This window comes from Parabacteroides sp. AF21-43 (assembly GCF_003635435.1).
Lineage (GTDB): Bacteria > Bacteroidota > Bacteroidia > Bacteroidales > Tannerellaceae > Parabacteroides > Parabacteroides distasonis.
This window is the reverse complement of sequence record NZ_QTMG01000002.1, coordinates 22,998-42,541: the sequence shown is the minus strand read 5'-3', so window position 1 is coordinate 42,541 and position 19,544 is coordinate 22,998. Positions and strand designations below refer to the sequence as shown.

Sequence of the window (19,544 nt, the reverse complement as noted above, 5' to 3'; positions counted from 1 at the left end):
GCTAAATGGCAACTTAAATACTATCAGTCTATGGTGAGACGGGGCACGCCCCGTCTCTACAACTAGGTAAAATAAGCCAATATAGGCGATGTCATTACCGGCTTACTAAAGTCATACGGTTCTTATCACACCGGATATGAAAACGTATGCGTACCGGCGGATACGGTCTCGGTCTGATCGCCTACCACGATATCGGCGGAGCAATCAGCCGGAATCGTCACGGTAAGCATAACCTTATCCCCTTCCCGTTTCCATTCGCTGGCGATACGGCCGCGTACGGAATGGTACTCACCTTTCGCCCAATCCAGTTCTTTCACGAAATGAGGCGTGATACGGATATGACGGAAGCCCGGAGCCGAGTCGTCATGATTGATACCGGCCAGCTGGTTCATCATCCAAGCGGAGACATCTCCCATAAAGACGTGGTTCAAGGAAGCGTCGGCAAACTTCGGACTAAGTGTCCACGTCTCCGGCAATGTGGAGTAACCCATCGTCTCTACCCAATATCCCCAAGAAGGTGCCTCGGTCTTCGTGATCATCTTCATGGCATCCTCGATATAGCCATATTTCGTAAGCATGGCCAGAACGGTCTTACTGCCTAATAGACCAAAATCCAAGAAATAGTTATTTCCCGCTACCACCTCACGCAGCTTATCCGCCACGAGTTGTTCCTTTCCTTCCGGTACAAGTCCCAGATACAAGGCCAAGGCTTGCGCCGTTTGGGTCCCTTCGGCATACACACCGGTCTCGGCGTTGAAGAACTTCCGGTTGATCAAGGATTTGAGGGTATTCGCTTTCTCTTGATAAGGAGCGGCGTCCTTGCCCAGCAAAGAGGCGAAGCGAGCCATCAACTTATAATCCAGATAATAGTAGGCGGTAGAGGTATATTCATTATTCGTCGTAGCTTTCCAATACACCCAGTCACCCAAGCCAAACGGCAAGTAACCGTCTTTCTCTTTCGTCTTCAAATAATCCAGATATCGCAGCATCGTAGGATATAAGCGTTCTATACTGCGAGACTCTCCATAATAATCATACAAGGCGTTCGGGATGATAAACATGACAGCGTCCCAAACCGGACCCGGCCACTCGCCATATCCCCAACCGCTGGAAGGAATGATACCGGAAATCTCACCCGCCTCACGCTGGTTATCGATAATATCATTCATCCATTTCTCATAAAGCGTGATACCATCGAAGCCCAGCAAACCGAGGTCGATCGCGATATGCGCATCGGCTGTCCAGCCATTCTTCTCCCGTTGCGGACAATCGGTCGGGATACTGTGCAGGTTACTACGGTAAGCCTGCATCGTAGCCTCCCATATCTTATTCAATAGAGGATTCGAACAAGCGAAGGAACCGGACGGACGGACATCGGTATGCATAAACAAGCCGGTCAAGTTCTCTTCCGTTAAAGTAACGGGACGGCTACTCTCCACCTCCACGTATTGGAAACCGTGATAAGAGAAGGAAGGCATGAAGATCTCCTCCTCTCCCGTACCTTTCAAGGTAAAGACATCCATCTGGAATACCTCGTCCGGTTTGACCGGATGATAATATACATTGATATTGCCTTGCTCCAAGCGACCGTCTTTCTTCAACAACTCACCATGTTTTAACGTGATACGGGTTCCCGCCTCACCTTTCACCTTCAAGCGGCAAAGGCCGGACATGTTCTTCGGGAAAGAATATACATATAACTGATCGGAGAAACGTTTCATCGACACGGGCCTCACCTCTTCCGTGATACGGATTCCCGGCATTTGCTGGGCTACCAACAGAGGTGCCGGAGCCTGCGCCGGAAGTGCCGCTTCCCATTTACTATCGTCGAAATGAGCGGTTTTCCATCCGGCCTCTTCCAGCCGGGCATCGAATTTATCGCCGCTATATATATTATTATAGGTATAGGCTCCAGTGGAAGTCTTCCAAGTCTCGTCCGAACCAATCACCTCCGTCGTACCATCCGTATAGGTAATACGCAACTCACATAGCAGGCGGGGACGATTCCGCCAGCGTGCCTCATGGAAATTCCAGACCGCCACGGACTGCTCGTTGTACCAGCCGTTTCCCAGAACAGCGGCCACGGCGTTGTCGCCTTGCTCCAGCAAAGAGGTAACATCATGCGTCACGTACAAGATACGTTTATCGAAATGCGTATACCCTGGGTCCAGATAATTCGTTCCGACCCGCTCGCCATTGATGAATAGCTCATGATACCCAGCAGATGCTACGTACACACGGGCATCCTTCACTTCCTTGCCTACCGGGAAAGACTTGCGGAACAGAGGGGCAGGCTCGAACTCCTTATCCTTATGATCGGTAATCCAAGAGGCGGACCAATCCGAGGGATCGAACTTAGCGGTCTCGAAAGAAGCCGTCTCCGAGGTAGCGCACGGACGCCCTTCACCATCCCATACCGTAACATTCCAGTAATAACGGGTATGAGGTTTCAGGGCCATTCCTTCCGCATAGGGCCGCAAGTCGTCCGGACTCGTACCGATCCGTACCTCATAGCGGGAAGCCTTAAAGCCCTCCTCATTTCCGGAGTATTCCCATGTAAAGCGAGGAGACGAAGTATCCAAGCCGATAGGCTCCGTAAGGTATTCCGTACGGAGATTCGTAGGTATCGTTAATTCATTATTGCTTTTACAACCGCCTAATAAGAGGGCGGCGAAAGCGTAGATGCAAATAGTTTGTTTCATATATTCTATAATTATATACATTCTACAACTAAGTATAAGAGCTATGGGGTAACTCGTATCTCTTCAGGAGCGTTGATATGGCTTATCACCTTACCGTCCGCACCTTTCTCATGCCGGATCTCGATCACCCCGTAAGGCGTGGGAAACGTACCTTCCACCCATTCGAGATCTCCCAGATGTGGGATGATACGTACCGTACGGCAACCCGGTTCCACCACTTGTACACCCAATACGTACTCGCTTAACCACGATGTGGGACCCGAAGCCCATCCATGGCACAAGCTATGGCGGAAACCTTGATAGCAATACGCCCCATAATCTCCATGAATATCTTTCTTTCCAGCGGGGACCAGCTCATCAATACGCCCTGCGTCAGGAAGCCATTCCATATTGAAATCCTCCCAAAACGTCGTAGCACCTACATCCAGCATAGCTCCCCAATACGTACGGATCACATCTAACGCACCTTGGTAATTACCAGCCAACGCCATCGCCCGTAGCATATAATACCCGTAAAACGTAGAGAAGCCTTTCGCCCCGTCCACCGCCAAGCAACGCTCGTTCGCCTCCTTAGCATCCATGATACCCGCCAGAGCCATCAAAGCGGCGGCCTGTTTGTCCCCGGGCGTAATCCGATCTTTCTCCGAAGGGAACCGGGATTTCTTCCGAAGGGAAAACTCAATAGCCTTGGAAGCTACCATACGGCATTCCGAGGCCAACGCATCCTCGCCTAAAACGGTACATAACTCCTCTCCCGCACGCATGGCTTGTATCATCAGCGATTGAAGGCCGGCATCGATAGCGGGTGTATTCTCACTGGAAGGCCAATCCAAGAAACGGTTTCCATCCAGTCTCTCTTGTCCGCTTGGGTCAACCTTCGAGATCAAGTGACGCAACAAAGCAGTCATATAAGAGCGTTGCTCTTGTAGATACGCAAGATTCCCTTGATAATAATACCAATCCCGCTGAATCAACAACCACCAGATCGAGTACGAACTGATACCGTTCATCCAACTAGGCAGCGGCGTAATATCCCGAATCAAATCCAGGCTCTTAGGAACCACCTCATTATAACCGAAGACGGTACTGACCGTCATTACCTCCGGATGTAAATCCCCCACCCAGACCAGACGATCCCGTTTTACGCCGTCCCATAGATATTCCTGCATATTCAAGTGGACCGTGTACGCACCTGTCTTCCAGATCCGGTTCAACCGCTCGTCATTACAACGGAAAGAGCCCAGATAAGGAATATCCCGAAACGTAGAGATCGCACGAACCTCTTTTAATTGCAACTCCGTAGAATCACCCAATACATCAATACGCACGAAACGGAAACCGGAATTACCGATCTCCTGCACGCCCAGCCAAGGGAGCGATACCACGAAATCCCGCATCGCATGATCGTTGCTCGCCCCGTTCGCGCCATCTATCTCGCACATAGCCTCACTAACGGACTCGCCGAAACGAACCCGCACGGAAACCGGATCGTGAGACGGCGGCATACCGGTCACCAGCTGAAGGCCGCCTTGCAACTCCTTCCCGAAATCAAGCAGCAAAGCGGGATGTTCGGTTGGCGTACTTTTCAACACACACAACCGATTATTCGCCAAATCCGACTGTCCGTTGCCCGGAACAAGCAAATGGTTCGCTCCCGTAATTCGCGAACTATCTTGCTGCCAGACAATACGGACCGGGGCGATATACTCCCGTGTCCGATGGTCTCGCTGCTGGGCGAACAACGTGAACGAACCGATCCCTATGAATAGAATGATTAATTTCTTTCGCATACGCTAGAGTCCAAAAGCCGGAACCAAGTCATCCAATTGCTGATCCGTCATACCTTCCGGCTCGTAACCGGTCATGCGGGCACTGAAATAGATCTGGGCGGATTTACTCAACGTATCAATCGCATCGAAGCACTCGATCAGGTCCTCACCGACGGCAAGGATACCGTGCTTCTCCCAGAACACCACGTCGTGCTCCTCCAACTGACGGATCGTAGCGTGCGCCAACGCCAAAGTGCCCGGTATCTCGTAAGGAACGATACCGACCCCTTTCGGCACGATAATCCGACATTCCGGGATCATACTCCATAACGTGCGGGTAATCTTCTCCGAATCCAAGAACGGCTTGCAATGCGTCATGCCGATAATATCCGTCGGATGCGTATGCAATACCACCCGGTTATCCCGTCCCTTCGCACGCAAGAAATTGTGCATCAACAAATGGGAAGGCAACTCGGAAGTCGGTTGGATCGGTTGCTCCGCTAGGATATCATACGATTTCCCATCGGCGGCGATACGGATCAAAGAGCCGTTGGCGAAAGGATCTTTCGCCACGTAACGCATCCGTTTTCCGGTACCCGTCACATAAAAGACGTGCCCGCATAAGGCCGTCATCGCCTCTTGCAAGGGAATCGAGGAAACCAAAGCCGGCAACGCCTTCTCCTCCTCGCTCAATAAAGTAGTCAGGTTCACCGATATATTCCCGCCGTTTCGCTCAGCCCAACCCTTGGTCCACAAATAGCCGGCGACCTCGGCGATACGATCTATTTCCGCCATCAGGCGTTCATTGTTTCTTAGTGTTATCATGTCTATTTTAATTAAACTATATTCGGATATAATAAGGAAAGGATCAAGATACACATGCCGGTAATCAATACCACGATTGTCCGGCGATCCACGCCCTTCCATTCTTTTAATAAGATGCCCCAGACATTACTGAAAATAACATTCAACGACATCAGGATACTCCACGAGAAAGCCAGCATAACCGGGGAATCCGAGAAATAGCTCTTTCCCATCCCCAGTCCGAAGAACTGCGAGTACCAAAGCACGCCTGCCAAAGCGCAAAATAAGACATTATTCAGCAATGTACCTCCCGATACCGAGAAATAATCCTTGCCCGTCCCGTTTTTCACGTTCTGGAAAATACAATACACAGCGTTCGTACAAAAGCCGCCCAAAGTAACCAACAGTATCACGGGATTCAAGGCGAACAGATCGCTAGCTCCCGCCTCTCTCGCTTTCGCCAGCACCTCGTTTCCCGATTCCAAACCCAAATTGAAGCAGGCGCTCATCACACCGGCAAGCAAGGCTACCGCCAAGCCCTTAGTCAAGGCAAAATCCTTCACCGCCGCTTTCTTCTCCTCCTCACTCATATTCCGGGCCCGCAGGCTTCCGGCGTAACCGATCACGGCGATACCTGCCAAGGTAATGCAAACACCGGTCAACAGGATCAATCCGGTTCCCTCAAACAGATTCGTTCCACCGAACAAAGCCGGGAAGAGCGTACCGAAACCGGCGCATGTACCCAAGGCGATGCTCTGTCCCAAAGCTACGCCCAGATAACGCATACTCAACCCGAAAGTCAACCCGCCGACACCCCAGAGCATGCCATAGATAACCGCTCCCAAGCTACCCGGCGAACACCATAGCTCCAGTAAGGTACTCCCTTCCGGTACCGCCAACATCGCTCCGAGATAAGGGAAAACCAACCAAGCGAAGATACCTTGCACCAACCAAAAGCTTTCCCAACTCCAATCCCGGATCTTATTGATCGGCACATACGAGCTACTCTGCCCGAAACTGCCGATCGCGATGATCAACAACCCGATCCCGATCTCTATCATTGCCGTCTTGAGGTAACGTCGGACTCATATTTCTCGATCTCAGCGATATAAGATTCTCCTACGGGGACCCCACTTTGTAGACAATACATATCCCAAACCGCCCCCCAAGGCAGACTCTTCGCTTCCTCCTGCAAGGCAAGACGCTGGAAATACTTACCCTCATCCTCGTACTGGCGAAGCAAGGCGATCGGCTCCAGCAAAGCGAGCATAAAGGCTTTTTGCGTGGCACGGCTACCAATGACATAAGCACCGATACGATTGATGGTAGCGTCGAAATAATCCAAACCGATATGTACCCGGTCCAAGGCGTCGCAACGCACGATCTCACGGGCTAAATCCTGCACATCGTCATTCAAGATCACGACATGATCGCTATCCCAACGGATCGGACGACTTACGTGCAACATGATCTCGGGCGTAAACAGCAATAACGAGGAAACCTTGTCGGCGATACTTTCCGTCAAATGGAAATGGCCGGTGTCCAAGGTAACGATCTTGTTCTTTTTCGCCCCGTAACCCAAATAGAAATCATAGGAACCTACCGTATAACTTTCCAGACCGATACCGAAGAGTTTCGCCTCGATACAATCTTTCATCCATTTATATTCGGTAGCGAATATCTCATCCAGCGATTCCTCCAAGATACGGCGATAACGTAAGCGGCTGGCCGGTACTTCCTTGCTCCCGTCATGTATCCAAAGGTTCATCATGCAAGGATCGTTCTGGGCTTTACCCATCTCATCGCTGATCCAGCGACAACGCTTCGTATGCTCGATCCAGAAGTTACGGATATCATCGCTGGGGTTCGCCAAGGTCAAATCTCCGCTTTTAGGGTGCGAGAAAGAGGTACTGTTGAAGTCTAGCTTGAAATCATTCTCTTTCGCCCATTGTATCCAGCTCTCGAAATGATGGGGTTCTACCTCGTCACGATCTACTTTCTCCCCTTGGAAATCCCCGTAGATCTCATGCAGACTAAGCCGATGATTACCGGGGATATAGGATTTCGCCTTCAATACATCCCGACGCAACTCGTCGATAGTACGGGCACGTCCCGGATAATTGCCGGTCACTTGTATACCACCGGTCAAGGAGCCGCCTTGGTTCTCGAAACCGCTTACGTCATCGGCCTGCCAGCAATGCAGGGATAGGGATATTTTCTTCATATCCTCTAATGCTTTACGAACGTCTACACCTACGGCCGCATAACGTTCTGCCGCTACTTCAAATGCCTGTTGAATTAAACTGTCTTTTGTCATGGTATGATGTTTTTAAATTTATATGATTTGAAAGTGTATCACCTTTCCGGATAAAATTCCTTGGGAGGGAATGCGGTGGCTATCAGTCTTCGCATCTCCCAACAATCCGTCAGTAATCCTGCCGACTTAGCCTGTATCAAGCAATTTCCAATGGCTGTCGCCTCAGACGGGCCTGCCAATACAGGAATACCGATAGCGTTGGCTGTCAATTGATTCAGCAGATCGTTCCGAGAGCCACCACCTATCACATGCAATCGTTCGATCGGATGTGGCGACATCGGTTTGAGTATTTCCAGCACCTCTTTATAACGATTCGCCAAGCTATAAAATATACAATGTACATAATCGGCGTCCGAAGCGGGAACAGCCTGTCCGGTTTCCTCACAATAGGCCGTGATCTCACGTAGCATATTCTCTGGATTGGCGAAACGGGGATCATCCGGATTGATCAAAGAAGTAAATTCGCTCAACTCCGCCATCCGAACCATATCATCGTACGAATAATCCAATCCGGACCGCTTCCATTGCTCCCGGCAACGTTCCAAGATCCACATACCTGTAATATTCTTCAAAAAGCGAGTCGTACCCTCGATACCCCCCTCATTCGTGAAATTATTCTTGAAAGAGACCTCGTTGATGATCGGCTTCTCCACCTCGATACCCATCAAGCTCCAAGTACCGCTACTCAAGTAAGCGAAATTAGGAGAAGAAGCAGGAACAGCGGCTACCGCCGACGCCGTATCGTGACCAGCCACGGCGATTACCGGGATTTCCCCGATTCCTGTCTTACGGGCGATCGACTCGCTCAACCGCCCGATCAACGTCCCCGGCATCACCACCGGACACATCAAAGTAGGAGATACACCCACGGCCTCCAAGAGCTTGTAATCGAATTTATGGGTTTCCGGGTTCAATAATTGAGACGTGGAAGCGATCGTATATTCACATACCATACGCTCCGTCAACATATAAGCCAAAAGGTCCGGTATGAATAATATCTTTTCCGCCACTTCCTGCGGTATAAACGAGTCTTGCCCCGCCCTGAAAAGCTGGAACAAGCTATTAAACGGCATCACTTGAATACCTGTCCGCTTATAGACCTCTTCCTTGGGAATCCGTTTGAAAAAGTCCTCGGGAGCGCCGTCCGTATAAGGATCTCGGTAAGCACGAGGTAAGCCCAATAAAGAGCCATCCAAAGCCACATACCCAAAATCCACCCCCCATGTATCTATTCCGATCGAGTGCAACCGGATTCTTTGCCGGGCGCATATCGTCAAGCTTTCTATAAGAGAAGTATAAAGATGATAGATATCCCAATAAAACCGTCCGTGTAATTCCACCATCGGATTCGGGAACCGATGGATCTCTTTCATTTCAAATTTGGCATCCTTTAAGGTTCCGAGCACGGCCCGTCCACTGGTAGCCCCTATATCAAAGGCTAGAAAATTATATTCCTTCATGGCTTAACAAAGTTATTTGTTTGACGAAAGCAAAAGTAGAAGCATTATTGCTATATTTGCTTACGAAAATGATTTTAAACCTTTCAAATCTGACATGAACGAACTGCGGAATGATTTACTACGTTACTTGACGATCAGCGCTACGGATGAGGAATGGGGAATCGTCGTCACGACGGTCGGATATCAATTCATCCCGCCGGGTTGCGCCTATCCGCTTTCCCGGCATCCGGAGAAGTATAATTTCAAGCCTCAGACCGGGCGCATCCTGAATGAGTATCAATTGGTATATATAACGAAAGGTAGCGGGTACTTTTCCTCCCAGTCTTGTAAATCGCAAAAGATAAACGCAGGGACGATGATCCTCCTTTTCCCCGGGGAATGGCATAGTTATTATCCGGACCGGGAAACGGGATGGGATGAGTATTGGGTAGGTTTCCGGGGCATTCATATCGATAAACGTGTGGAGAAGAAATTCTTTACCAAGGAAGAGCCGCTACACCGGATCGGGCTGAGCGCTACGATCGTCGGACTTTATGAGGATATACTGAAGTTCGCCTCGGAGGAGAAATCCGGTTACCAACAGATGATCTCCAGTATCGTGCTTCATATATTAGGCTCCGTATATTATAAGGAAAAGAACAACTCCTTCACGAACACCTATGTCGTAGATAAAATCAACGAGGCACGTATATTAATGAAGGAGAACATCGAGGACCCATTAAGTCCGGAAGAGATCGCTGCCCGTCTTGGTTTAGGTTATTCATGGTTTCGCCGGATGTTTAAGGAATACACCGGCGTCTCCCCCGCCCAATATCAATTACAACAGAAGCTCCTTCGTGCGAAAGAGCTTCTGACTAGTACCCCTTTGACGATCTCCGAGATCGCCTATAGCCTACATTTCGAGAATGCCGGCCAATTCTCCACATTCTTCAAGAAGAAAGAAGGGGTTACACCCTCGGAGTTCAGGGATCGGACGCATTGAGCTGGAGTGAACCGCTCAATAAGGTTTATAAGGCGTACGCATGACATTCCATGTTTTTGGTAGCCACACTCTATAACGTTCTGCCTGATTCCACGTATTACCAGCTGATGCGAAATCGCACAGATGAATCGGGCGAGCCTTGCCGTTTCCTTCCAAATCCGTTCCTAAAACCATAGGAACGGTAAAAGCCATCCAAGCGAAATCGGGGGCTTGTACCGGAGTTAATTCCACATAACCATCCTTGCTGACGATCACGGAAGCCTCATCCACATCTCCATCCTTAAAGCGGCTATCTCTAGCCAGCACCAAAGGGCCTCTTACGATCGCTTGAGCCTCGTTCAGCTCCACCAAGCGAGCCCGCATATCCAACTCCACCGTAATTTCATCCCCTTTCTCCCAAGTCCTATGAATCGGTAGGTATGCTCCAGCCAACAGATCCGTTAAAGGCTCACCATTGACAGACACCACAGTTCGCTCACTCCACGCCGGGATACGCAAGGCGATCGTAAAATCACTCGTCTTCTCCGGTTCCACCACAATCCGGATTTGCCCATCTATCGGGTAGTCCGTCTCCTGCGTCATCGACACCCTCGTCTTTTTATCCAACTCTACCTCCACGCTCGAAGCCGCATATAGGTTGACATCGATACGTCTGCCGTTTACCTGATAAGCGAACCGCGGAATCATCGCGAAAGCACGAGGTCCATTCGCATTGCAACAATTGATATGCATACCGCATTGCTCCTCTCCTTCATGCCGCCAGCCCTCCAACGGACTGTATTTCGCTATTTGAGAGGCATCCGCTTTCAGCGAGGCTAGTAAAGCGTTATACATAGCCTTCTCGATCTGGTCCGCATATAAGGAATTTCCGGTTAGTCCGAGCATCCTGTCACAAATCTGCATCCACGTGAACGTCACACAAGTCTCCATCGTATGATAAGTAGGATAGGTCTGTAACGCCTTGCCTCCATACCAGCACTCGAACGCACTACCAGAACCGGCCACATTGATTTCCTCATTGATTATATGATTCATCGTTTTCTCCACCACAGATAAATATAATGGATTCTTAGTGACCTTGTAAAGTTCCAACAAGCCCTCATAACAAGACATCATCTCATATGCTTTTTGTCCATTCTCCGGAGAGAACCAAACCTTTGGATGTGGGAAACGTCCGGCGACAGGAATATCCGCAATCGCCTTACTAATCAATCGAGGGCCTTCCGGAGTCTCCCATTGCTTTACGATGTACTTGGCAAAATCCAGATATTTATCTTGCCGGGTACGATTATACAGATACATCACCGGCTCAAGTACCGAAGAGCTTGGCATTCCTATATAATTACCGGTCGTCACGATATTCACTTTTCCGGGTCCCACCTGCGTCATCAAATGGTCGATCACCCGGCAGGCGGCATCCAAAGCTTTTCGATCCCCGGATAAGTCATAATAAGCGATCAAACCTAAAGCCGTGTATTTTCGCCCCCATATATCCCACTGGTTCAACTGTGCTTCCTCGGAATAGTTACCGATATATCCATTTGGCAATTGGGTTTCCATCAACAATTCCGCTCCATTCTTAATAATCTTGTACAACTCAGGATCTTTATCATAACGGTATGAGGCGATCGCCCCTTGTATCCATTTTCCCCAAAATTCCGATTGCCAGTGCGAGGTCTCTTCCTTATGCCGGAAAGGTTCCACCAAATGATCCACATCTTGAGCTTTCACTCGATACTCGATACAAGCGTCGATCCGTTGCCCCAAATAACCGGATATCCTCAAGTGACGTACAGGATCAGTGTTTCTTACTTGCGCATTCATACAACAAACACAAAAACAAAAGAATAGACACGACATGCCTTTTGTTAATACGGATATACTCATAAACACAATTCTTAAGGTTAATAAATGTGATAAAGATAGCACATTCCACTTGTTCGGAACTTTCAGAATTGACAAAATAAATATGAATATTGACACACAAATCGTATCTTAAAATAAAATATCTATTATTTTTCCCCTGATATATTTTGTATGAATCCCAGTAAATACATATTTTTACTTCAAAAAAATTTAAGTTATGAGGGTCATTTATCTTTTACTATCTTTTATGCTTTGTTTCTACCCTGTCACACAGGCGCAAAACACGACGAATCAATTTATGACACAGGCACAAAGCAGCCTGGAAAAAAAAGACTACACCAAAGCTCGTTATCTTTTTTTACAAGCTTACAAGAGCTTATCCCAAAAAGGTGATTACAAACAGGCGATCGATGCCGGTACGCAGGCGGCTTATCTATATTATCGCGAGAATTATTACCAAGAGGCATTCGATCTTTGCCGCCAGATGAACCAATTCATCTTAACCGAGGAACAGAAGTTGCAGAAATCGCTCTATGAGCAACGCTTCCAAGTAACGAAAGAGCGGTTGGAAATGTATATTAAGCTAAAGAACGCCGCCCAAGCGCAAGTTCAACTCAATACATTAGATAATCTGGCCAGCCAAGCGGGCGATGAGAAGTTATCGAACAATTTATTATATACCCAAGCAGGTTATTATTATACGTTCGGGCAAAACGAGCAGGGGGATGCTGCTTTCCAGAAACTGATCAACCAGTATAAGGAGAAAAAAGAATACGAGAAGGTGAACGATTGCTACCGGAACCTGATCTCTATCGCTCGTAAGGCAAACAACGCCCCACTGATGGAACGTACCTACGACAAATACATCGTATGGACGGATTCCGTAAAAGCTCTTACGGCAGAGGATAAACTAGGGGCATTACAACAAAAATACGATCAGAGCCTACAGACAATACAGGAGAAAGACGATAAATTGTCTGTTAAGCAATATATGATTGTCGGACTTATCACATTCGTGGTAATCCTGATAGCCGCCTTGCTTTTCTTGGGATTCCTTCTATTACGCTTTATTGTGCTGAACAAGAAATTAAAGAAAATCATCCAGACGACAAACGAGCATAGCGAACAACAAGCCCAATTCATCCAAAACATATCGGTTCAGATGGAGCCTACCTTGAACAAGCTTAGCGCATCCGCCAAAGAATTACAGGCGGTAGCTCCGAAGCAGGCCGAGGATGTATGGACACGGGTAGAGGCTTTGAAACAGTTTACGGTTCATATCCAAGAGCTTTCCTCCTTGGAGAATACGTTGATGGAACCGTATGAGGTTAGTTCTTTTAATGTAGGAAACTTCAGTAAGAAAATCGTGGAGAAGGTTAAAGGGGATATTCAACCGGAGGTCAATCTCGTAACAGACGTGCCCCAATTGGAGATTAAGACGAACGCCGAGCATCTGGAGCAAGTCTTATTACATTTGTTAAAGAATGCCGCATTATATACTTCCAGCGGTAACATCCGTCTGGAATTTAAACGGAAAGGCGCTCATGTTTGCCAATTTATCATTACCGATAATGGTACAGGCATACCGGATGATCTAAAAGAGAACTTATTCAAGCCATTCAATGAGGCGAAGGATCTAGCGCAAGGCGATGGTTTGGGATTACCCATCTGCGCACTGATGGCTAGTAAATTAAACGGAACCCTATCTATCGATAAGGAATATAAGAAGGGATGCCGGTTCGTCTTGGTATTGCAGATATAAAATAGACTCACCTTGTTTGTCTTTTTACCGCGATGCGGATGCAGTGACGCTGCAATCCGGGTTGCAGTAACACTGCATCCGCATCGCGGTATCACTGCAACCCGGGTTGCAGTAGCTTATTCCGGCAAATGCTTCCGTAAGAACTCAATCCAGTTACCAGAGGCGATACGGTTGATAGCATCGTCCGTAAAGCCACGGTATTGAAGGATCGGGAATATCTTTTGGAGATCGGCGATCGTTACTAGGTCATACGGGCATTGCTCCGTACCGAAAGCACCATCCAGATCACTGCCGATAGCCACATGGTTCGCGTTTCCGGCCAATTGGCAGACATGATCGATATTGTTCGCCATAATCTCCATTCCACAGTTCATGCCTCTTGGAGTAGACTCGCCTCGCACCCAGTTCGGTACCATCATCCAAGCGTCTAGGGCGATACCGATCACGGCGCCACGCTCTATCAACGCCTTGATCATCTCGTCGCTAAACTGGCGGTTGTGATCTGCGAAGGCCCGACAGTTGTTATGGCTCGCCCAAATCGGTCCCTTATACAAATCCAATGCATCCCAGAAAGCCTCATCACATAAATGGGTCACGTCAAGAATCATACCCAAGCGATCCATGGTACGCAACAACTCTTTCCCCATGGCATTCAGATGACCGGTAGAATCCGTACCGTTGGCATATCTTCCGGGGCCGTAATGTGCCGGGCCAACCGCCCTCAAGCCATAAGCATACGCCCTTTCCACATGATTCACCGTGATGAACGAGTCGGCTCCCTCGATACTTAATACATAACCGATCGGCTTCTTGTCGGCGGGTTCACCGTCTTTCCAAAGAGCCAGATGCGTATCCAAGGCCTTCTTATCCCGGATCATGACCATCTGGCCCTCCTCTTCCATCGCCTTATACCAAGCAAGTTGGCCTTGGGTCTGCGCCCAAGCTTGTTCCGGGGAATGCCAACCGGGAAGTGGATTATCCGGCCCTACATAGCGACCGATCTGGGTGGCGACTACCAACCCGACGTTTCCTTTACGCAGTTCCTCAAACGATATAGTGGCGTTTCCACGGTCGGGCTTATCGGTCATACCGATTTCTCTCCGGTTTATTTCCTTTAGGGGTTGACGCAAATCCCGGTTCCACTCCAAAGCGTTCATGCTAAGGTCGAGATGAGCGTCGATAATAAATGGCTTATTCATTTTATTAATTGAGAGTTGATAATTGATAATTGAAAATTTGATTACCGTTAATAGGTGATGCGGCGTGAACGGGCAATGATAGGCCATTCGCCGATCGCCTCACGATCCCGGATCACATAAGCCTTGTCGTATAAAGCGACCGTAGGACAAATATGAACGGGAATGCCATAGAATACGGAACCTAATGGATAGAGCCGACTGTCCGGGACTTCCAAGACCAGATGCTCCTCGCTCTGGGAGATAGGTTTCGCCTCCGGATGGTTCAAGAAAAACACACGGGGCAAAGGACTTTCCGAGGCTACCGCCTTGTAACCAAGATCTACGCAAACATGATGCTCATCCAGCACGGAAATGACCCGAGTTATCAATAAGGCAGCTACCTTGAACGGCATATCCGGATAAGCGTTTCCATACCCCCAATCCCAGAACACAAACGTGCCGGGACTGCATTCGCAATCCTTCCGCTTCGCGTACATCGGGAATGTAGGAGTACCCCCCATCACCTTTACCAATGGATAGGCGAACTTTCGGGATATCTCCCGGAACACACGTTCGGTCAAGGCGTACGCTGCATCTGCGCCTTGGCAACGTACCGATAGCTCCGCATCATGTATATGTCCGTCGTAGCCATGCAACCCGATAATCTGCAGAGACTTCAGCGGCAGGATGGCATCCACCAGCGCCTCCGCTCTCTCCGGGAGGACTCCGGTACGATTCATTCCCACGTTCAGATCGATAAAGACATCCAAGGTGATATTCCCGGCCTCGCAAAGAGCCGAGATCGCACGGGCATTCTCCGCTTGATCTACCAAGCAGGAGTAATGGGTGGCGGGATATGCCTTTATCAAATCTAATAAGCGGGAAATCTTCGGGCCTACCGGCTGATAGGCTAATAATACATCGGGGGCATTCATATGCCCCAGCATCTCGGCCTCGGCAATCGTAGCGCACTTGAACTTCCGGATTCCGGCATCCAGCAGCATGCGGGATACCTCAGCCGCCTTATTCGTCTTCACGTGCGGACGAAGCCGGTTCGTATCGCCTATGATCCTCTTGGCCAACTCGATATTGCCGGAAATACGATCCGGATAGAACGCCAAGGCTGGCGAGTCTATCCGGTCTACATTACTTATGACGTACCAATCGTCCATGGCTTATTCGTATAATTCGAACAAAGCCTCTATCTCTACAGGAATATTATCGGGAAGAGAACCGAATCCTACGGCGCTACGGGTACCTACACCGTTATCCGGCCCCCATACGGCGGCGAACAACTCGCTACAGCCATTGATCACATAAGGATGCTTTCCGAAATCGGGCGTACAATTTACCATACCCAATACCTTGATCACTCTCTTTATCTTGTTGAAGCTACCAAGGTTCGCCTGGATGGTCGCCAACATGGTAAGTCCTACTTGCTGGGCGGCGAGTTTGCCTTCATCCATCGTCAAGTCCTTGCCGATACGTCCGATGATCAAGGACTTATCATTCCGCACAGGCCCGTGACCGGAAAGATACAGGTATTTGCCATCTATCACACAAGGCTTGTAAACTCCGGCCGGAGCCGGTGCGGGAGGTAAGGTCAACCCTAATTTCTCAAAATTCTCATCTGCGTTAATCATGCTCATAATTTCTTTCATTTATATGTTAGTAAAAAAATATATTGATCTATTTCCTGACTCTTTCCGTTACCGGTTGATTCGTGGCGACAGAGATTCCTTGTAGCTCTACATACTCGACGCTTAAAGGATTCTTGGAGCTGGCTTTAACGTAGAGGGATTGGAGAATCGCCTGTTGGTTGTTGATCGTTATGTAGCATACATAGCGGGAATCACGTTTGGTAATCGTCAACTGGCGGGAGGGATAAGCGGTCAATGAGCATACACAAGCATTATCACTCGCCGAGATCAGTTTATACCCATAAGCCATTTTCCGTTGGATATAGCTCAAGCCATTGGTTTCCCCCGGATGCTTTTCCCGATTGACCCAATAAACGTTCAAGGGATCATGTGTATCCAGCTTACCATCTCTCAGATTCACATCGTAACAAACCAAGTTCTTATTCACGCTTCGTGCTATATGAAAAAGCCTCCCGACCGTTGGATAAGTACCTTCCTCCGGGTCCGCCGCAAACGAGGCGACGAAAGGGAAAAGCATAATAACGATACTAAGCAGCCATCTCTTTCTCATTGCTCAATCATTCTTTTATTATACAATCATATTTAAGATCATTACCCCGATCAATCCTACGACCGACACGATCGTCTCCATGATAGACCATGAGCAGATCGTATCCTTTATGCTTAGGTTAAAATATTCCTTGAACATCCAGAAGCCGGAATCGTTGACATGCGAGAACATCAAGCTACCCGCTCCTAAAGATAAAACCATCAAGTTCGGGTTCGCACCCGTTTGCGTAACTAAAGGCATCACCACGCCCGCCGCCGTCAACGCCGCCACCGTAGCCGATCCCACGCACAAACGGATCACGGCAGAGATCAACCAACCCAAGATCAACGGATGAACGGGCAATTGCTCCAGACTTGTCGCCAGCTCATTGCTTACCCCGCTATCCTCCATGATCTGCTTGAAGATACCGGAACCCGCAATGATCAAAAGGATCATAGAGATATCTTTCACGGCCTCCCCATAGACTGCCATAACCGACTTGATACCACGTCCCTGCCGGATGCCCAGCGTATATGTAGCGAACAACAAGGCGATCAGCATTACAATGGAAGGAGCACCAATAAAAGAGACTATCCCGCTCGCCATCTCGCCCATATCCTTAAAGCAATAAGGAATAACCGTCACGATAATCAGTAAAAAGACAGGCAACGTAGCGCTGATAAAACTATTCGCCTTGCCCGGTATGCTATATCTCCCGCTATCCTCTTTCTGCTCGAACAACGTGACCGGACCGGATTTTATATGTTTCAACCGACTGCCGAACACCGGCCCGGCGATAATGATAGCCGGAATCGCCAAACATAAACCGTAGATCAGCGTAAGGCCGATATTCGCGTTGAATTGTACCACCAAGGCTACCGGAGACGGATGCGGGGGCAGGAATCCATGCGTCACGGACAGCGCCGCCAACATCGGCAACCCGATATAGACCGCCGGAAGCTTGTATTTATACACGATCGAGAAGATCAATGGCACCAACAACACAAATCCGATCCCATAAAATAACGGAATACCCACGACAAAACCTGTCACCATCAGCCCCCATTGTATATGCTTAGTACCAAAAAGTGACACCATCACGGAAGCGATCTTCTGTGCCGCTCCGCTCTCGGCCACCAACTTGCCTAGCATAGCGCCTAATACGATAATCAACGTCAACCCACCCAAGATACTCCCGATACCGTTATTCACCGAGTCCGGCAGCTTCTCCAACGGAATGCCCAAAGCGATGCCCGCCAAGATAGAGGAGATCAGAAACGCAATGAAAGCATCCACCTTAAAGTAGGATATCAAGACAATCAATAAGGCCAAACAAAGTACGACAATGATAAATGACATGTTTTTTCGCTGTATTAGTTTATAATCCGTAAACGGGATACAAAGAAAACATTTATTTCCGAACTACCCCTTTTTACGATAACTAATTACCGCTAACAGATTAAAAAAAACAGCAAATAGACAGACAATCACAAAATGTCCCCGTAAATCGGCAAAGCCGCTCCCCTTTAAATAGACCATACGCATCACCTCCACGAAATAACGCACCGGGTTCGCCAGCGTGATCTTCTGCGCCCATTCCGGCATACTGCTGATCGGCGTGAACAATCCGCTTAGCAAGGCGAAAATGATCAAGAAGAAAAACGCCGTAAGCATCGCTTGTTGCTGTGTGGACGAGAAGGAGGAGATCGCCAAGCCAAATCCCGTAAAAGCGATCAAATATACGGCGGCAAACAAATAGATCACCCCGAAACTCCCCTCCGGCACCAAGCCGTAGATCAGCCAAGCGATGAGGATCGCCACCGTCAGCAGGACAAAGCCTATCACCCAGAAAGGGATCAGCTTCGACAGCAGGAACAGGGACTTGGGTACGGGCGAGACGTTTATCTGCTCGATCGTCCCTTTCTCCTTCTCGCTCACGATATTCAAGGCGGAGATCGATCCCCCGATAATCGTCAGCAAGAATACCATGATGCCGGGAACCATATAGATCTTGTAACTCAAGTGGGGATTGAACAGGTTAATCGAAGCCACTCCCCTGCCCGATCCCATAGAGGCGAAACCTTTCTCCCTATTGAAATCCTGTATAATCGAGGAGAGGTAGGAGCTACCCAAGCCGCCCTTAGTTCCGTTCACGGCGTTAGCGGCGATCATCACGCCCGCCCTGCCCTCCTTACCCAAGTCCCGCTCGAAATCAGAGGGGATTTCCAGAATGATATCGGACTCATTGCTCTCCACCGAGGTCAGCGCCTCGTCGTAACGATCCGACCGGTCTGTCAGGCGGAAATATCCGGAGGATAGTACCTTATCTACCAATTGCATGGAGGTGACGGAATGATCGTTGTCCACAATGCTAAGGTTGATATTTCGCATCTCGAAATTAGCGGCAAAAGGTAAGATGATCAACTGCATGATCGGGATGATGAAGATAATCTTCGGCATGAACCGGTCCCGACGGATCTGCTTGAACTCTTTCTCTAACAAATATCGTAACAT

Annotated in this window: 15 protein-coding genes; 2 read left to right on the top strand and 13 right to left on the bottom strand. The window is 48.8% G+C overall.

Features of this window, described 5'->3' with window-relative positions; translation table 11 throughout:
- Positions 1-125: 125 nt before the first annotated feature.
- From DWX84_RS02020 to DWX84_RS01995, 6 genes are read right to left on the bottom strand one after another with little or no spacing between them, the layout of a single operon-like run.
- Positions 126-2,723, bottom strand: a complete 2,598-nt coding sequence (locus tag DWX84_RS02020; protein WP_048927387.1) for a family 78 glycoside hydrolase catalytic domain — start codon at positions 2,721-2,723, stop codon at positions 126-128.
- Positions 2,724-2,743: 20 nt separating this feature from the next.
- Positions 2,744-4,492 carry an alpha-L-rhamnosidase C-terminal domain-containing protein gene (locus tag DWX84_RS02015; RefSeq protein WP_048927388.1) on the bottom strand — a complete coding sequence of 583 codons (1,749 nt, stop codon included), beginning with the start codon at positions 4,490-4,492 and terminating at the stop codon, positions 2,744-2,746.
- A gap of 3 nt (positions 4,493-4,495) precedes the next feature.
- Positions 4,496-5,296: a rhamnulose-1-phosphate aldolase gene (rhaD, locus tag DWX84_RS02010; protein WP_008771954.1), complete on the bottom strand. Its 801-nt coding sequence runs from the start codon at positions 5,294-5,296 to the stop codon at positions 4,496-4,498.
- A gap of 11 nt (positions 5,297-5,307) precedes the next feature.
- Positions 5,308-6,333, bottom strand: a complete 1,026-nt coding sequence (gene rhaT / locus DWX84_RS02005; protein ID WP_085931158.1) for an L-rhamnose/proton symporter RhaT — start codon at positions 6,331-6,333, stop codon at positions 5,308-5,310.
- Positions 6,333-7,592, bottom strand: a complete 1,260-nt coding sequence (locus DWX84_RS02000; RefSeq protein WP_005856475.1) for an L-rhamnose isomerase — start codon at positions 7,590-7,592, stop codon at positions 6,333-6,335. The genes rhaT and DWX84_RS02000 overlap by 1 nt, the downstream gene beginning before the upstream one ends.
- A 38-nt stretch (positions 7,593-7,630) precedes the next feature.
- Positions 7,631-9,052, bottom strand: coding sequence for a rhamnulokinase family protein (locus DWX84_RS01995; protein WP_048927389.1), 1,422 nt, complete (start codon positions 9,050-9,052; stop codon positions 7,631-7,633).
- A gap of 94 nt (positions 9,053-9,146) precedes the next feature.
- Between DWX84_RS01995 and DWX84_RS01990 the strand changes: the two genes are divergently transcribed.
- Positions 9,147-10,034, top strand: a complete 888-nt coding sequence (locus tag DWX84_RS01990; RefSeq protein ID WP_005856470.1) for an AraC family transcriptional regulator — start codon at positions 9,147-9,149, stop codon at positions 10,032-10,034.
- Positions 10,035-10,049: 15 nt separating this feature from the next.
- Here the strand turns inward: DWX84_RS01990 and DWX84_RS01985 are convergent, their stop codons facing one another.
- Complete coding sequence (locus DWX84_RS01985; protein ID WP_081024159.1) at positions 10,050-11,921, bottom strand: glycoside hydrolase family 127 protein; 1,872 nt, start codon at positions 11,919-11,921, stop codon at positions 10,050-10,052.
- A 196-nt stretch (positions 11,922-12,117) separates the two neighbouring features.
- Between DWX84_RS01985 and DWX84_RS01980 the strand changes: the two genes are divergently transcribed.
- Positions 12,118-13,662 (top strand): HAMP domain-containing sensor histidine kinase, encoded by a 1,545-nt coding sequence (locus DWX84_RS01980; RefSeq protein ID WP_036614327.1) that lies wholly within the window; start codon positions 12,118-12,120, stop codon positions 13,660-13,662.
- Between the two features lie 116 nt (positions 13,663-13,778).
- Here DWX84_RS01980 and DWX84_RS01975 read toward each other — a convergent pair whose 3' ends face one another.
- The 6 genes from DWX84_RS01975 to DWX84_RS01950 all read right to left on the bottom strand — a co-directional run bounded on the left by DWX84_RS01975 (position 13,779) and on the right by DWX84_RS01950 (position 19,544).
- A complete protein-coding gene (locus tag DWX84_RS01975; RefSeq protein ID WP_122377402.1) occupies positions 13,779-14,861 on the bottom strand; it encodes a dipeptidase in 1,083 nt (360 codons plus the stop codon).
- A 47-nt stretch (positions 14,862-14,908) separates the two neighbouring features.
- Positions 14,909-16,012 (bottom strand): D-TA family PLP-dependent enzyme, encoded by a 1,104-nt coding sequence (locus tag DWX84_RS01970; RefSeq protein ID WP_008780489.1) that lies wholly within the window; start codon positions 16,010-16,012, stop codon positions 14,909-14,911.
- Positions 16,013-16,015: 3 nt separating this feature from the next.
- Positions 16,016-16,489, bottom strand: coding sequence for a RidA family protein (locus DWX84_RS01965; RefSeq protein WP_005856453.1), 474 nt, complete (start codon positions 16,487-16,489; stop codon positions 16,016-16,018).
- A 40-nt stretch (positions 16,490-16,529) separates the two neighbouring features.
- On the bottom strand, positions 16,530-17,051 hold the full coding sequence (locus DWX84_RS01960) for a DUF4833 domain-containing protein (protein ID WP_005856451.1): 522 nt from the start codon (positions 17,049-17,051) through the stop codon (positions 16,530-16,532).
- An 18-nt stretch (positions 17,052-17,069) separates the two neighbouring features.
- The gene (locus DWX84_RS01955; protein WP_121960912.1) at positions 17,070-18,389 is read right to left on the bottom strand and encodes a gluconate:H+ symporter; all 1,320 of its coding nucleotides are present in this window, start codon (positions 18,387-18,389) and stop codon (positions 17,070-17,072) included.
- Between the two features lie 63 nt (positions 18,390-18,452).
- Positions 18,453-19,544 carry an ABC transporter permease gene (locus DWX84_RS01950; protein ID WP_005868301.1) on the bottom strand — a complete coding sequence of 364 codons (1,092 nt, stop codon included), beginning with the start codon at positions 19,542-19,544 and terminating at the stop codon, positions 18,453-18,455.

Coding starts and splice junctions, on each gene's coding strand:
- DWX84_RS02020 (WP_048927387.1), bottom strand. CDS start 2,723: ATGTATATAATTATAGAATATATGAAACAAACTATTTGCATCTACGCT.
- DWX84_RS02015 (WP_048927388.1), bottom strand. CDS start 4,492: ATGCGAAAGAAATTAATCATTCTATTCATAGGGATCGGTTCGTTCACG.
- rhaD (WP_008771954.1), bottom strand. CDS start 5,296: ATGATAACACTAAGAAACAATGAACGCCTGATGGCGGAAATAGATCGT.
- DWX84_RS02000 (WP_005856475.1), bottom strand. CDS start 7,592: ATGACAAAAGACAGTTTAATTCAACAGGCATTTGAAGTAGCGGCAGAA.
- DWX84_RS01995 (WP_048927389.1), bottom strand. CDS start 9,052: ATGAAGGAATATAATTTTCTAGCCTTTGATATAGGGGCTACCAGTGGA.
- DWX84_RS01990 (WP_005856470.1), top strand. CDS start 9,147: ATGAACGAACTGCGGAATGATTTACTACGTTACTTGACGATCAGCGCT.
- DWX84_RS01985 (WP_081024159.1), bottom strand. CDS start 11,921: ATGAGTATATCCGTATTAACAAAAGGCATGTCGTGTCTATTCTTTTGT.
- DWX84_RS01980 (WP_036614327.1), top strand. CDS start 12,118: ATGAGGGTCATTTATCTTTTACTATCTTTTATGCTTTGTTTCTACCCT.
- DWX84_RS01975 (WP_122377402.1), bottom strand. CDS start 14,861: ATGAATAAGCCATTTATTATCGACGCTCATCTCGACCTTAGCATGAAC.
- DWX84_RS01970 (WP_008780489.1), bottom strand. CDS start 16,012: ATGGACGATTGGTACGTCATAAGTAATGTAGACCGGATAGACTCGCCA.
- DWX84_RS01965 (WP_005856453.1), bottom strand. CDS start 16,489: ATGAGCATGATTAACGCAGATGAGAATTTTGAGAAATTAGGGTTGACC.
- DWX84_RS01960 (WP_005856451.1), bottom strand. CDS start 17,051: ATGAGAAAGAGATGGCTGCTTAGTATCGTTATTATGCTTTTCCCTTTC.
- DWX84_RS01955 (WP_121960912.1), bottom strand. CDS start 18,389: ATGTCATTTATCATTGTCGTACTTTGTTTGGCCTTATTGATTGTCTTG.
- DWX84_RS01950 (WP_005868301.1), bottom strand. CDS start 19,544: ATGTTACGATATTTGTTAGAGAAAGAGTTCAAGCAGATCCGTCGGGAC.